This window comes from Rhizobium sp. SVR5-2C (genome assembly GCF_056755115.1).
The window spans coordinates 1-14612 of sequence record NZ_JBNDHT010000159.1 but is presented as its reverse complement, the minus strand read 5'-3'; the positions used below and the strand labels follow the sequence as shown (position 1 = coordinate 14612).

The following is a 14612-nucleotide window of genomic DNA, read 5'->3' as shown; positions in this document are numbered from 1 at the left end:
CGTCCGAAGCACGCCGGCTGTGAGGCGGACATGACCAGCCGGACCTAAATGTTGACGTGAACGTAAGCGGTATATATTTGCCGGAGCAATTTGTCCGTCTGCGACCGGCGAGCGTTGTATTTGGAGGAAAAACGCGTATCCATGTCGCCATTCGACAATCGGAGCGGCGCCGAAGGGCGCATTTTCTTGGCGAAAGAGTTGAAGGAAGGACCCCATGAAAATTCTCGTCCCCGTGAAGCGGGTGGTTGATTACAACGTGAAGATCCGCGTCAAGCCGGATGGCACCGGTGTGGAGCTTTCGAACGTGAAGATGTCGATGAACCCGTTCGACGAGATCTCGGTCGAGGAAGCGCTGCGGCTGAGGGAGGCCGGCAAGGCCGAGGAGGTCGTCGCCGTATCGATCGGTCCGGCCAAGGCCGAAGAGACGCTGCGCACCGCGCTTGCAATGGGTGCCGACCGGGCGATCCTCGTCGAGACCGACGATCAGGTCGAGCCGCTCGCCGTCGCCAAGATCCTCAAGGGCGTCGTCGAGGCCGAGCAGCCGGGGCTGATCATCGTCGGCAAGCAGGCGATCGATGACGATTCCAACCAGACCGGCCAGATGCTGGCGGCACTGCTGCGCATTTCGCAGGCGACCTTCGCCTCGAAGATCGAGATCGGTGAGGGCAAGGCAACCGTGACCCGCGAGGTCGATGGCGGCCTGCAGACGATCGAGGTCAAGCTTCCGGCCGTCGTCACCACCGACCTGCGCCTCAACGAACCGCGTTATGCCTCGCTGCCGAACATCATGAAGGCCAAGAAGAAGCCGCTCGACAAGAAGGCTCCTGCCGATTTTGGCGTCTCTACCGAGCCGCGCCTCAAGGTCTTGAAGACCGAAGAGCCGTCGGGCCGCAAGGCCGGCGTCAAGGTGAAGTCGGTCGCCGAGCTCGTCGAGAAGCTCAAGACCGAAGCCGGCGTCCTCTAAGGTTCGAGAAAGGAATACGACCATGGCCATTCTTCTTCTGGCTGACCACGACAATCAAAGCCTTTCCGACCAGACCGCCAAGGCGCTGACCGCCGCTACCCAAATCGGCGGCGATGTTACCATCCTCGTCGCCGGCAAGGGCGCCAAGCCTGCCGCCGATCAGGCCGCCAAACTCTCCGGCGTTTCGAAGGTGCTGCTCGCCGAAAGCGACGAACTGGCCAACAATCTGGCCGAGCCGCTCGCCGATCTGATCGTCTCGCTGGCCGCCAGCTACGACGCGATCGTCGCGGCCGCCACCTCCACCGGCAAGAACGTTATGCCCCGCGTCGCGGCCCTGCTCGACGTCGCGCAGGTCTCGGAAATCATCGAGGTCGTCTCCGCCGACACCTTCAAGCGGCCGATTTATGCCGGCAATGCCATCCAGACGGTGCAGTCGACCGATGCCAGGAAGGTCATCACCGTGCGCACCGCTTCCTTCGCCGCTGCCGCCGAAGGCGGTTCCGCAGCGGTCGAGGCGATCCCGGCCGTTTCCGATCCCGGCCTTTCGACCTTCGTCAAGGACGCACTTTCGGCTTCCGACCGGCCGGAACTGACCTCGGCCCGGGTGATCATCTCCGGCGGCCGCGCCCTCGGCTCGGCCGAGAAGTTCAAGGAAGTCATCCTGCCGGTCGCCGACAAGCTGGGTGCCGCCGTCGGCGCTTCGCGCGCGGCGGTCGACGCGGGCTACGCGCCGAACGACTGGCAGGTCGGTCAGACCGGCAAAGTGGTCGCGCCTGATCTCTACATCGCCTGTGGCATCTCGGGTGCGATCCAGCATCTCGCGGGCATGAAGGACTCAAAGGTCATCGTCGCCATCAACAAGGATGAGGAGGCACCGATCTTCCAAGTGGCCGACTACGGCCTCGTCGCCGATCTGTTCGAAGCCCTGCCGGAACTGCAGAAGGCCCTCTGAACGAGCAGATTGCCCACTTTTCGCATCTGCGAAAGACTGGAAAATTATCATTTATAGCGCTACTACTGCTGCCGGGCGATACTTTGCCCGGCAGTTTCATTTAGATAAGCACGGCAGAGCAAGACGACTGCCGCGGGGGTTGGCGATGAATGCGGTGTTGAAAATGATCGGGATTGTCGGCGCGGGTCAGATGGGCTGCGGCATCGCCCAGGTCTCAGCAACTGCGGGCTACAAAGTCCACCTCTATGATCTGTCCCAGGAGCGCATCGAATCAGGCCTGGCGACCATCAACGGCAATCTCGCCCGGCACGTCACGAGCGGCAAGATGACGGATGAAGAGCGCAAGGCGACGCTTTCCCTTATCTCCGGATCGGCCAACCTGAACGACCTCGCGCCGTCCGATCTCGTTATTGAAGCGGCGACCGAAGAGGAAGCTGTTAAGCGCAAGATCTACGCGCAAGTCTGTCCGGTCCTGAAGCCGGAAGCAATTCTCGCCACCAATACATCCTCGCTTTCGATCACGCGGCTGGCTTCGGCGACGGACCGGCCCGAGCACTTCATGGGCATTCATTTCATGAATCCCGTCCCGGTGATGAAACTGGTCGAACTGGTGCGCGGCATCGCAACCGACGAAACAACCTTTGCGACCGCGAAGGATTTCGTCGCGTCGCTCGAAAAGACCGTCACGGTTGCTGAAGACTTTCCGGCTTTCATCGTCAACCGCATCCTGCTGCCGATGATCAATGAGGCGATCTACACGCTCTATGAAGGCGTCGGCACCGTCGATGCCATCGACACGGCCATGAAGCTCGGCGCCAACCACCCGATGGGACCGCTGCAGCTTGCCGACTTCATCGGCCTCGACACCTGCCTCTCGATCATGCAGGTGCTGCATGATGGCCTGGCGGATTCGAAATACCGTCCCTGCCCACTGCTGGTCAAATATGTTGAAGCCGGCTGGCTGGGCCGCAAGTCCGGCCGCGGCTTCTACGACTATCGCGGCGAGACGCCGGTCCCGACGCGCTAAGGCGCCAAATGATCTCGCGGATCCGCGAGATGTCGGTTCCCATTCCTGCTATTTGAAGGTTCGCCGCTCACACCATAGGAATAGGCTGGTGAGTGCGCTGTCAAAACACTATCGACGCCTATGCGCCGCGAGCGTCGCGCTTTGCCTGTGAAACAGCGCCAGCCTTCCGCAATCTGCCTCGCTCCATAGGACGGATGAGATTTTTGGGCTTTGAACTTTCGATCGAGTGCATGCCTGCATGGGCCTGGCGTGCGTTAAATGACTCGTCTTTCTCGCTTTTCGCTTCTTTCTTTCGCGCCAACGCGGCTCGCATGTTCTCGACCATCTGAACTTTAGCAAGCATTCTACGCCGACGAGCTTGTTCGACGTTCACACTGCGCACGCCCATTGCCAGAACTTCGAGCTTGGCTCTCGTTCCCGTATCCTTGCGTGCTGGCGTCGCCCCTTTGGGTTGCGCCTTGCCTCTGATTTCCCTTCGCTGCCTGTTCGCCTCGCTTTGTGCGCGATCGCGCCTTTCACGTATTCTCTTGGCGAGGTCCGAGAGATCAGCATCCGACAGGTCCTGCATTGCCGGATGGTGGGTTTTTTGAACGAGTTGCCATTCGTCCGCCGTTAGCAAACGCTCTGCCTGCTTGCGCGAAATTGCCATTTACGCCTCCTACGCTGTCGCACCAGTAAACTGACCTGCGTTCGATAGGGCTACGTCGCCCTGCCACCTGAGCGAAGCGAGTTAAAGCTTCAAAAGCTTGAGAGACGCCGTCTCCTTCGGCGTCAATTTGGTCGCGGGCTCGACTTATGCGTTAAGCACGCAACTTAGGCTCGTTCGTAATGTAGCGCCGCACGGCCAGGTCGGCAATGTGCCGCCAACATCGATGGCCGCGCGATCTCTTTGAGGCAAGATCCTAGGTTATCGACGCTCACGTCCCCACCGCACCCTTGATCAGTGCCTTGGCATCGCCGCTATCCCAGGCGGCAGGGCCGTTCATCGCCGAAACCAGGCAGCCCTTGTCGTCGATCAGCAAAGTGACGGGCAGGCCGAAGGCAAGCCCTTCCTTCTTCAGGCTGTTGAAGACACCGATGGTATTGTCGCGGTAGAGCTGAAGGGAATCGACGCCGGTTTCGCTCAGGAAGGCCTTCGGCTTTTCGTCATCGCCGGTATCGATATTGACTGCAACGACCTGGAATTTCTCGTTGCCCATCTCCTTCGCCAGCGCGTTCAGCGCCGGCATTTCCTCGCGGCAGGGCACGCACCACGTCGCCCAGAGATTGAGAAGCACGGTTTTGCCTGCGAAATTCTCAAGCGTCAGCGGCTTGCCGTCCGGGCCGTTGAAGGCAACCGATGTAAGTTTGCGCGGTTCATCGACGGCAACCATCGCCGCAACCTCGCCCCTGGCGAGCGGCCCTATCTTCCCCGCGAGATGCTTGGCGGCACTACATTCGCCCGATGCCGTTTGCGCGCCGCCATTGCCATACCCGGTCTCCTTAATGTAAACCGCTGCCGCACCGGCAATGATGCCCGCGACGGCGGCTATCCCGATCAACTTCAGAGATGGCAGTCCGAACGGCTTTCTTGTCGTCATTTCATTCCCCAGAGCATGCATTCTTCAAGGCAGGCAGCTTCATGGCCGACACCACGGACACCAAATCCTCCAACCAGATGTGGGGCGGGCGTTTCGCTTCCGGTCCCGACGCCATCATGGAGGAGATAAATGCATCGATCGGTTTCGACAAGAAGCTGTTTGCCCAGGATATCCGTGGATCGATCGCCCACGCGACGATGCTTGCCCATCAGGGCATCATTTCCGCAGAGGATAAGGACAAGATCGTTCACGGGCTAAACACGATCCTGTCAGAAATCGAGAGCGGCAATTTCGAGTTCTCCCGCCAGCTCGAAGACATTCATATGAATGTCGAGGCCCGGCTTGCGACGCTGATCGGTCCCGCCGCCGGACGCCTGCACACCGCCCGCTCACGCAACGACCAGGTGGCGCTCGACTTCCGCCTCTGGGTGAAGGAAGAACTGCAGAAAACCGAGGCGATGCTGACGAACCTCATCGCGGCCTTCCTCGACCGAGCCGAAGAGCACGTCGAAAGCGTCATGCCGGGCTTCACTCATCTGCAGACGGCACAGCCCGTCACCTTCGGCCATCACTGCATGGCCTATGTGGAAATGTTCGGCCGCGACCGTTCGCGTGTGCGTCACGCCATCGAACATCTCGACGAAAGCCCGATCGGGGCTGCGGCACTTGCCGGCACTGGATACCCTATCGACCGCCACATGACGGCAAAGGCGCTCGGTTTCCGGGAGCCGACCCGCAATTCGATCGACACGGTCTCCGATCGCGACTTCGCCATCGAGTTCCTGTCGATCGCCGCAATCTGTGGTATGCATCTGTCACGGCTCGCCGAAGAGATTGTTATCTGGTCGACGCCGCAGTTCGGCTTCGTGCGCCTGTCGGATGCCTTCTCCACCGGCTCCTCGATCATGCCGCAGAAAAAGAACCCCGACGCGGCCGAGCTCGTGCGCGCCAAGACCGGCCGCATCAACGGTTCGCTGGTCGCGCTGCTGACGATCATGAAGGGCCTGCCGCTCGCCTATTCCAAGGATATGCAGGAAGACAAGGAACAGGTTTTCGACGCCGCCGAGAGCCTGGAGCTGGCAATCGCAGCCATGACCGGCATGGTGCGCGACATGACGATCAACACCACCCGGATGAAGGCGGCTGCCGGCTCCGGCTATTCTACCGCCACCGACCTTGCCGACTGGCTAGTGCGCGAGGCAGGCCTTCCGTTCCGGGATGCCCATCATGTGACTGGCCGCGCCGTCGCCCTTGCCGAAAGCAAGGGCTGCGACCTCGCCGAACTGCCCCTTGCCGATCTGCAGGCGATCAACCCTGGTATCACAGACAAGGTCTATGACGTGTTGACGGTCGAGGCATCGGTCGCAAGCCGCAAGAGCTTCGGCGGCACCGCACCCTCCGAAGTCAGAAAGCAGATCGCCTACTGGCGCGGCCGCAACTGACAAAACAATCAGGGTGCACAAGGCTGAGAAACTTCGCTATGAAGATGTCCAACCTTCTGCCCTTCGATACGAGGCCCCTATGCAGATCAGCTTGCCGTACCTCATCCGCCTGACGGTTGTTTTTGCCGTCGTCGGCCTTGCCGTTGCCGGATGCGGACGCAAAGGCGATCTCGATCCGCCGAGCGCGATGGCCACGAAGGAAGGCGACGTGTCGAAGCCGACAAAACAGCCGGGCACCGTCGACAGGCCGTTCCTCCTCGATCCCCTGCTCTAAGGCATACTCCCGTGAACCACTTTGAATACCGCGACGGCATCCTTTACGCCGAGAACGTCCCCGTTCCGGAAATCGCCAAGGCCGTCGGCACGCCTTTCTATTGTTATTCGACCGCAACGCTCGAACGCCACTACCGGGTCTTCACCGAAGCCTTCAGCGATATCGACGCCATGGTCTGCTATGCCATGAAGGCGAATTCGAACCAGGCGGTGTTGAAGACGCTGGGCAAGCTCGGCGCCGGCATCGATGTCGTTTCCGAAGGTGAACTGCGCCGCGCGCTCGCGGCCGGCATTCCGGCAAGCCGCATCATGTTTTCCGGCGTCGGCAAGACGCCGCGCGAGATGGATTTTGCGCTCGAAGCTGGAATCTATTGCTTCAACGTCGAATCAGAACCGGAGCTGGAGATCCTGAACCAGCGCGCCATCAAGGCGGGCAAGAAGGCCCCGGTTTCCTTCCGTATCAACCCGGACGTGGATGCTAGGACGCATGCGAAGATCTCGACCGGCAAGAAGGAAAACAAGTTCGGCATTTCCTGGGAGCGTGCTCGCGCCGTCTATGCTCAGGCGGCGAAAATGCCCGGCATCGAAGTCACGGGCATCGACATGCATATCGGCAGCCAGATCACCGAACTGCAGCCGTTCGAAGACGCCTTCAAGCTGCTGCGCGAGCTCGTGGGCACGCTTCGCGCCGACGGTCACGATATCCACCACGTCGACGTCGGCGGTGGCCTTGGTATCCCCTACAAGGACGACAACAATCCGCCGCCGCCTCCGGAGGCCTATGCCGCGGTCGTCAAGAACCAGCTGCGCGGGCTTAACTGCAGGATCGTCACCGAACCGGGCCGCCTCATCGTCGGCAATGCCGGCATTCTCGTCACCGAAGTCATCTATGTGAAGGACGGCGGCGAAAAGACCTTCGTTATCGTGGACGGCGCGATGAACGACCTCATCCGCCCAACGCTTTATGACGCCTATCACGAAATCCGCCCGGTCGTGATCTCGGCGGCCAACGCGCCGCGGATCAAGGCGGATATCGTCGGTCCGGTTTGCGAGACCGGTGACTATCTGGCACTCGATCGTGAAATGGCGATGCCGAAGCCGGGCGATCTTTTCGCCGTCAGTTCCGCGGGTGCTTATGGCGCAGTGCAAGCCGGCACTTACAACAGCCGCCTGCTGATACCGGAAGTTCTGGTCAAGGGGGCCGATTTCCACGTGGTTCGTCCTCGCGGAACCTATGAGGAACTGATAGGTCTCGACTCCGTGCCCGCCTGGCTCGGCTGAGAAACCCATCACTTTTTCTCGAATAGACATGAAAAACCGGCTTTGCTGGCCCTTCGCCCTCGTCTTCGCCACAAAGAGTGTTATCTTTTTGTGATGCGAGCGTATTGCCCAGCAATCGCCGGAAGCGCCATCTGTTACTCTAACACCAAACGGCGGAGACCGGATTGACGAAGAGCCCCCGCAGGCAAAGACAAGGTGCATTTGCCCTTCGGCCCTCTCTTGCGAGGCTTGTGGCGGTAAAGCGGTTCTTTGCGCGCCTGGTGCTCGTTTCCGAGCAGATCCTGCCGTCCCTGGTCGGCGTTCTTTCGGTGCTTGCCCTCTATCTTGCGGCTTCCTGGTTCGGCATTTTCCGTTTCATACCTGATTTCGCGCGTGTCGGCCTGCTGATTGCCTTCGGTATTGCCCTGCTTGTTTCGCTCGCTCCGTTTCGCAAGCTTCGCTGGCCGAATATTGCCGCCGCCGACCGTCTGCTGGAGGAGCGCAATGGCCTGCCGCACCAGCCGGTGACGGTGCAGGAGGACCGGCCGGCTTTCGATACGCCGGTCGCACAGGCACTCTGGCGCGAACACCAGACGCGCATGGCGGAGAAGATCGCGGCCCTTGATGCAGGCCTTCCCCGTCCGGACATCGCAGCACACGACCGTTTCGCGCTCCGCGCCATCCCGGCTCTTCTTGTCGTTACCGCCTTCGGTTACTCGCTTTCAACCGGTGGCGGCTCGATCACCGACGCCTTGCAGCCGCCGGCCACGCCCGCGGCAAGCAACCCGGCGGTCCGCATCGACGCATGGGTCACGCCGCCATCCTATACCGGCCGCGCGCCGGTCTATCTGACGGCAACCGGCTCCGAGCAGGGCGCTATCAACGTTCCGCAGTCCTCGAACCTGACGGTTCGTGTCAGCGGCGGGCAGGTGGCCGAGAAGGTTCTCTTCAAGAAGGCGTCCGGCGAGGCACAGGAAATTTCTGCGGACACAAAGCAACAGCCCGCCGCACCGCAGGGCCAGCCGCCGGCTGCCGGCACGCCTGCCACTCCGGTGCTTGCTGCACAGACGCATGTGATGAAACTTGAGGAGAACGGCGCGCTGCTCGTCAACGGCCGCACCTGGACCTTCAAGGTCATTCCAGACAAGGCACCCGAGATTGCTTTCGATGGATTGCCCAAACGCAGCGTCAATGGCGCACTGGAGATCGGCTTTAGGGTTAAGGACGATTACGGGGTGCAGGAGGCGCGTGCTGAAATCGTGCCGGTCGAATCCGACCCGGAGGCAAAGGCGCTTTATCCGTTGCCCGATTTCCGGCTGGACATTCCGCGCCGCAACGCGCGGGACGCCAAGGCCGTCACCAGCAAGAACCTGACGGAACACCCGCTTGCCGGCAAGCGGGTGCGCGTGACGCTTGTTGCGAAGGACGCAGCGGGCCAGACCGGCCGAAGCCCGCCGCATGAAATGACGCTGCCGTCGCGTCCGTTCTTTGAGCCACTGGCCGCCGCGGTTGCGGAGGAGCGTCAGGTCTTTGCCCTTGACACCCGCAAGATGCCGGAGGCAATCGCGCTCAACGAGGCGCTGACGATTCGGCCTGAGGAGACTATTCCCAAACTGACCAACTACCTATTGCTGGAATCTGCCCGCATCCGCATGAAGCTTGCCCGCAACGAAGAGCAGCTCAAGGATACGGCGGATTACCTCTGGGATATCGCCCTCGGTATGGAGGACGGTGACCTTTCGCTTGCCGAGCGCAACTTGCGCAATGCCCAGCAGAACCTCGCCGATGCGCTGCAGCGCAATGCGCCGGACGCGGAGATCAAGAAGCTCATGGATGAGCTCCGCAAGGCGATGAACGAGTATATGAAGGAACTGGCCCAGCGCATGCAGAATGCGCCGATGCAGCCGAACCAGAACGCGCAGAACTTCATCCGCCAGCAGGATCTGGAGCGCATGATGGACCAGATCGAGAATCTGGCGCGCTCCGGAAACCGCGACGCCGCTCAGCAACTGCTGTCCGAACTGCAGCGGATGATGAACAACCTGCAGGCCGGCAGGCCCCAGCAAGGCCAGCAGGGCGACAATAGCCAGATGCGCCAACAGATGGACAAGCTCGGCCAGATCCTCCGCGACCAGCAGCAACTGATGGAGCAGACGTTCAAGCTTGACCAGCAATTGAAGGACCGGATGCAGCGGGGCGACCCGAACATGGGCATGAACGATCCGCTGCTGGACGAAATGATGCCGGGCCAGGAGGGCCAGCCGCAGGACCAACAGCAGGGCCAGAACGGCCAGCAGGGCGATCAGCCCTCGGACCAGATGACCGAAGAGCAGCTTCGCGAAGCGCTGAAGCAATTGCGCGCCCAGCAGGATGCACTCGGCAAGCAGCTTGGGGAACTGCAGAAGGGCCTCGGCGAGATGGGCATGAAGCCCGGACCGGGCTTCGGTCAGGCGCAGCGCGAAATGGAGGGAGCCGGCCGCGAACTCGGCCAAGGCCGCGGTGACACGGCCGTGCAGGGCCAAGGCCGCGCGCTCGAAGCGCTCCGCCAGGGCGCCCGCGACATGATGAACCAGATGATGCAGGCGCAGCAAGGCCAGCAGGGCCAGGGACCGCAAGGGCAGGTCGGACAGGGCAACCAGAACGGCCGCGATCCGCTGGGCCGCCCGCGCCGCGCCAACGGTCCGGACTTCGGCAATGACGTCAAGGTTCCTGACGAGATCGACGTCCAGCGCGCCCGCGAGATCCTCGATGCCATCCGCGAAAAGCTGGGGAACAACCCACCGCAGGAGATGGAGCGGCGTTACCTCGAGCGGCTGCTGGATATTCAGTGACCGGACAAGATAAGCCGTTTCCGTTCAGCGAAGAGCTTCGTAATGTCGTCCGCGGAATTGACGGACGATAACGATTCGATGGCCATTCTCTTCAAGACTGTAATTAGCGAAAACACCGCGTTTGAGATGATCGAACAGGCGCTCTCCGGCGCCTCTCGATATGACGGCTATCTCAATGTCGTCAGCGATACCGGCGAGACGGCGCTGTCCTGGGGACCGGCGATGCATGCCGAGGAGTTCAAGGCCGAGATCAGCGAGGTCCTCAGGAAGACATGGGATGCCGCCCGCTTCTGGGTCATCTACGAACGCCGCGACGATCGCAAGGATCCGGAAGCGACGGACATCCGCAATGCGGCTTTCCGGCTGACGCGCGGCTACAGCGGCGTCTCCGTCATCACGCTAAGTCTTCTCGGAAAACGTGACAGTGACAACGATATCGAACTGGTCTTTGTCTGCTTCGAGCAGGACTTTCATAGACGGAATTTCCGGGTGCGCTACGAAGGTAAGTTCATCCCGGACGAGAAGTGAGGCTGCCCCAGGATCAGGCAGCCAGAGCGCGTGCAACCGCCTTGCGGATATCCGGCAGCGCAAAAGGCTTCGACACGACATCGACGATCTTTTCCGCAAGATCATCAGCGCGTTCGCGCTGCTCGGCATAGCCGGTCATCAGCAGGATTTTGAGCGCCGGAAAGGCGGATTTCGCCTGATGCGCAAGCTCGATGCCGTCCATCACCGGCATTCGGATATCCGAAAGCAGCAGGTCATAGACCCCGTCCTTCAGCTTCTCCAGCCCCTCGGCGCCATCGGCTGCTTCGTCGGTCTCATGACCGTCAAGGCGCAAGGCCCGGGCTACGAAAGAGCGAAGCGAGTCCTCGTCTTCCGTGATCAGAATTTTTGCCATGATGTGCATCGCTCCGTCTTCATGCCCCGAAGCGGAAATTGCACGGCGGTCCTTTTCGATCGGTAAACGGAAGCAAGCGATGGACGGGATGGTTAACAACCCGTCTTGAAGCCATGAGATCAGGCGTCGCCGGTAACCACGCCAACGAACGGCAGTTCGCGAAAGGCATAGGCGACATCCATGCCGTAGCCGACGACGAAATAGTCGGGGCATTCGAAGCCGACGTAATCCGCCTCGAGCTTTTCCTTGCGCTTGACGCTCTTGTCGAGCAGCACGGCGATCCTGACGTGCCGCGCGCCGCGCGCGTAAAGCAGTTCCTTGGCGAAAAGCAGGGTACGGCCGGATTCGAGGATGTCGTCGATCAGCAGCACGTCGCGATCCTTAACGTCGCTGTCGATATCCTTGACGATGCGCACACCCTGCGAAACGGTTCCTGTTCCGTAGCTCGAAAGCGTAATGAACTCGACTTCGGGCGCGAGCCCGCTGTCGTGCAGTGCGCGGATCAGGTCGGCGGCGAAAATGAACGAGCCCTTCAACACGGCGATGACGAGCAGGTCCTTCGTCGGACCTGCGGCAATCCGTCTTGCCATCTCGTGATTGCGCTCGGCAATCTGCTCGGCGGTGAAAAGAGGCTCGATATTTTTTCCGCGCACGACAGGCATACGGCTTCTCCATGTAAACGAAGGGTAGCCGTTAGCACATTAGCAGCGCGGAAACACCCTAGGGCATGAACGAAAGGCGGACTTCCGGCATTTTTCCGCCCGAGTGCTGAACGCGCGCCGAGAAGCCGCGGCTCTCGCCGCCATAGATCACGTCTGTCGGCGGATTGATGACGATGCTGGCCGCCAGCCGGTCATCGGTCATCAGATCGGCGCGGATCGGGCGAATGGACTGCGTCGTACCGCTCTCGTTCTCGATAATGCCGTTGATCACCAGAATTCGCATGCCGTTGGCATCACGCGGCGTCATCGTGACATGCGTGAAGTGCAGCGGCGAGGCTGACGCGGCGGCGTCATTCGGTGACAGGCCGGAAAAACCGCCGGCCAGGCCGAAGACGAGGACGAAGAGCATGAAGACAAGGGCTGTGAAGCTTTTGAATGAAGCCTGCTGCAACCATTCTTCGGCACGCTTGAGGAACACGGCAGCCTTCGAAACCGCCGCGGGCGGCGCGGATGACTTGCCAGGAGCAGCGCGCTCGCGAGCGTCGTTGAAACTTCTGGCGTTGAAGCTCTGGCCCCGCTTGCCGATGACGATGAATTCGGCGTCGGCCACATCGGCCGGGCGGTGGGGGCGAACCCGACGCGCGGCAGGCTCCGGCGGCAGGAAATCGTAGGCATAACCCGGCGCATGACGCCCGAAGGATGATGCTTCCATGTTGACGGCCTTTCCCATCTGCACATGGTTTCAGTGCACGGCCGAAAACCGGGCATTGAAACGAATCCTGCCCAGTCGTAAATTTTAATAGTTAATCCTTCGCTAACCGGCCTTAAGAGGGGCGTCTTTCTGGCGAAATTTACCGGTTGTTAACGGCGTTGGTTAACAAGTCGATGGGGTGAAACCGTGAAAGACTGGGCTGCCTGTTGATTCACTTTGAAAATGTCGGATTGCGCTATGGCATGGGCCCGGAGATTCTCCGGGACCTGACCTTCGACATTCCGAAGAAGTCTTTCCAGTTTCTGACCGGTCCCTCAGGTGCCGGAAAGACGACGCTTCTGCGCTTGCTTTTCATGTCGTTGCAGCCAACGCGTGGCCTGATCCGCATGTTCGGACGGGATATCTCCGACATCCCGCGACCGGAGCTGCCGCTGCTTCGCCGCCGTGTCGGCATCGTCTTCCAGGATTTCCGCCTGCTCGATCATCTGACGACCTATGAGAACGTGGCCTTGCCGCTCCGTGTGCGAGGGAAAGACGAGAGCTCCTACAAAACCGATGTGCTGGAGCTATTGAAATGGGTCGGGCTTGGCGAACGCATTAACGTGCTTCCCCCCGTGCTTTCCGGCGGTGAAAAGCAGCGCGCCGCGATCGCCCGCGCGCTGATCGATCGGCCGGAGGTTCTGCTGGCCGACGAGCCCACCGGCAACGTCGATCCGCCGATGGCGCGCCGCCTGTTGAACCTCTTTCTCGAACTCAACCGTCTTGGAACGGCCGTCGTCATCGCGACGCACGATCTCACATTGATGGATCAGGTGGAGGCCCGCCGCATGATCCTTTCGGAAGGGCATCTTGACGTCTATGACTGAGCCCGTATCGACCGACCGCGCGCAAGGCGCCGCCCGAGCCCAGCAGAAGCGGGCGGAGATGCGCGTGCGGCCAACGGGGCCGATCCTACCGCCCTCCAACATTCAGGGCAACGCCTTGACGGTGGTCATCAGCATCATGGCCTTCCTCGCCTGCCTGACGCTTGGCGGCGTCAGCATGGTCCGCTCGACGGCGGCCAGCTGGGAGAGCCAGATTTCCCGGGAGATCACCATCCAGATCAAACCGGATGACGGTCTGGACATGGAAAAAGCGCTGACGCAGGCGCGCGACATCGCCATGACCTTCGTCGGCACAAAGGGCAGCCAGATCGTCGACGAGGCCGCAACGGCCCGCCTCTTGGAGCCATGGCTCGGCAGCGGCCTTGATATCAAGGAGCTTCCCGTCCCCCGTCTCGTGATCATCACGATCGACGAGGCGAACCCGCCAGACTTCGAGGCAATGCGCTCGCTCTTGAAGGAGAGCATTCCCCAGGCCTCACTCGACGATCACCGCACATGGGTCGATCGTCTCGTATCAATGGCCCATACAACGGTCATGATCGGCACCGGAATCCTGCTCCTTGTCTTCACCGCGATGGTGCTGACGGTGGTTTTTGCGACGCGCGGGGCGCTCTCCGGCAACCGGCATATCGTCGAGGTCCTGCATTTCGTGGGTGCCGAAAGTTCTTTCGTCGCCACCGAATTTCAGAAGCATTTCCTGAAAATCAGCCTCAAAGGCTCGGCAATCGGCAGCGCCTTGGCGGCGCTCTTCTTCTTTGCCGCGGGCTTCCTGCAAAGCCGCACGATCGCAACGCCGCAAACCGACCAGGCAACCGCCCTCTTCGGCACCTTCTCGGTCGGAGCCCTCGGCTATCTCGGTATTTTCGCGACGATGATCGTCATTGCATTGCTGACGACACTTACAGCGCGGCTCACTGTTATGCGCACGATCTATGAAATCGATACGCTACGTTCCGACCCGACGCGAACTGATGGCATCGCGAATTGAACGACTTCGCCTTTTTTGCACGAAAGTGTCTGTTACCTGCCGCAATCTGCGTATATCACGACTCATGACCATGGGCCAAACTAGACGCAATCCGATTCGTCCTGACCCGGCGCTTGCGAGCTACCGTGTCGAGGCC

The 14612-nt window shown here is 60.8% G+C and carries 15 protein-coding genes; 10 read left to right on the top strand and 5 right to left on the bottom strand.

Annotated features, from left to right (window positions below; all coding sequences use genetic code 11):
- The first annotated feature begins 214 nt into the window (after positions 1-214).
- The 3 genes from ACPYOI_RS30605 (at position 215) to ACPYOI_RS30595 (ending at position 2943) form a co-directional block, all read left to right on the top strand.
- Positions 215-964 carry an electron transfer flavoprotein subunit beta/FixA family protein gene (locus tag ACPYOI_RS30605; RefSeq protein ID WP_481416432.1) on the top strand — a complete coding sequence of 250 codons (750 nt, stop codon included), beginning with the start codon at positions 215-217 and terminating at the stop codon, positions 962-964.
- Positions 965-986: 22 nt separating this feature from the next.
- Entirely contained in the window at positions 987-1916 is a 930-nt protein-coding gene (locus ACPYOI_RS30600; protein WP_481423804.1) for an electron transfer flavoprotein subunit alpha/FixB family protein, read from the top strand.
- 145 nt (positions 1917-2061) lie between these two features.
- A complete protein-coding gene (locus ACPYOI_RS30595; RefSeq protein WP_481416430.1) occupies positions 2062-2943 on the top strand; it encodes a 3-hydroxybutyryl-CoA dehydrogenase in 882 nt (293 codons plus the stop codon).
- 118 nt (positions 2944-3061) lie between these two features.
- On the opposite strand, the gene ACPYOI_RS30590 is transcribed toward ACPYOI_RS30595, so the two are convergent.
- Together ACPYOI_RS30590 and tlpA are read right to left on the bottom strand one after the other, a co-directional pair.
- Positions 3062-3592 carry a hypothetical protein gene (locus ACPYOI_RS30590; protein WP_481416429.1) on the bottom strand — a complete coding sequence of 177 codons (531 nt, stop codon included), beginning with the start codon at positions 3590-3592 and terminating at the stop codon, positions 3062-3064.
- A gap of 268 nt (positions 3593-3860) precedes the next feature.
- Positions 3861-4523 (bottom strand): thiol:disulfide interchange protein TlpA, encoded by a 663-nt coding sequence (tlpA, locus tag ACPYOI_RS30585; RefSeq protein WP_481416428.1) that lies wholly within the window; start codon positions 4521-4523, stop codon positions 3861-3863.
- A gap of 41 nt (positions 4524-4564) precedes the next feature.
- Here tlpA and argH point away from each other — a divergent pair, with 41 nt between their 5' ends.
- From argH to ACPYOI_RS30560, 5 genes are all read left to right on the top strand, one after another.
- On the top strand, positions 4565-5965 hold the full coding sequence (gene argH / locus ACPYOI_RS30580; protein WP_481416427.1) for an argininosuccinate lyase: 1401 nt from the start codon (positions 4565-4567) through the stop codon (positions 5963-5965).
- A 79-nt stretch (positions 5966-6044) separates the two neighbouring features.
- Positions 6045-6239 carry an LPS translocon maturation chaperone LptM gene (gene lptM / locus ACPYOI_RS30575; protein ID WP_481416426.1) on the top strand — a complete coding sequence of 65 codons (195 nt, stop codon included), beginning with the start codon at positions 6045-6047 and terminating at the stop codon, positions 6237-6239.
- An 11-nt stretch (positions 6240-6250) separates the two neighbouring features.
- Positions 6251-7519 (top strand): diaminopimelate decarboxylase, encoded by a 1269-nt coding sequence (gene lysA / locus ACPYOI_RS30570; protein ID WP_481416425.1) that lies wholly within the window; start codon positions 6251-6253, stop codon positions 7517-7519.
- Between the two features lie 164 nt (positions 7520-7683).
- Positions 7684-10329: a TIGR02302 family protein gene (locus ACPYOI_RS30565; protein ID WP_481416424.1), complete on the top strand. Its 2646-nt coding sequence runs from the start codon at positions 7684-7686 to the stop codon at positions 10327-10329.
- Positions 10330-10407: 78 nt separating this feature from the next.
- Complete coding sequence (locus tag ACPYOI_RS30560; protein WP_168832704.1) at positions 10408-10857, top strand: hypothetical protein; 450 nt, start codon at positions 10408-10410, stop codon at positions 10855-10857.
- Positions 10858-10870: 13 nt separating this feature from the next.
- Here the strand turns inward: ACPYOI_RS30560 and ACPYOI_RS30555 are convergent, their stop codons facing one another.
- From ACPYOI_RS30555 to ACPYOI_RS30545, 3 genes are all read right to left on the bottom strand, one after another.
- Positions 10871-11230: a response regulator gene (locus ACPYOI_RS30555; protein ID WP_027512336.1), complete on the bottom strand. Its 360-nt coding sequence runs from the start codon at positions 11228-11230 to the stop codon at positions 10871-10873.
- Between the two features lie 119 nt (positions 11231-11349).
- Positions 11350-11892: a hypoxanthine phosphoribosyltransferase gene (hpt, locus tag ACPYOI_RS30550; protein ID WP_481416423.1), complete on the bottom strand. Its 543-nt coding sequence runs from the start codon at positions 11890-11892 to the stop codon at positions 11350-11352.
- 58 nt (positions 11893-11950) lie between these two features.
- Positions 11951-12604, bottom strand: a complete 654-nt coding sequence (locus tag ACPYOI_RS30545; RefSeq protein ID WP_481416422.1) for a hypothetical protein — start codon at positions 12602-12604, stop codon at positions 11951-11953.
- Positions 12605-12810: 206 nt separating this feature from the next.
- Here ACPYOI_RS30545 and ftsE point away from each other — a divergent pair, with 206 nt between their 5' ends.
- Both ftsE and ACPYOI_RS30535 read left to right on the top strand, forming a co-directional pair.
- Positions 12811-13470, top strand: a complete 660-nt coding sequence (gene ftsE, locus ACPYOI_RS30540; protein ID WP_022718083.1) for a cell division ATP-binding protein FtsE — start codon at positions 12811-12813, stop codon at positions 13468-13470.
- A complete protein-coding gene (locus tag ACPYOI_RS30535) occupies positions 13463-14476 on the top strand; it encodes a cell division protein FtsX (protein WP_481416459.1) in 1014 nt (337 codons plus the stop codon). The genes ftsE and ACPYOI_RS30535 overlap by 8 nt, the downstream gene beginning before the upstream one ends.
- The last annotated feature ends 136 nt before the right edge of the window (positions 14477-14612 follow it).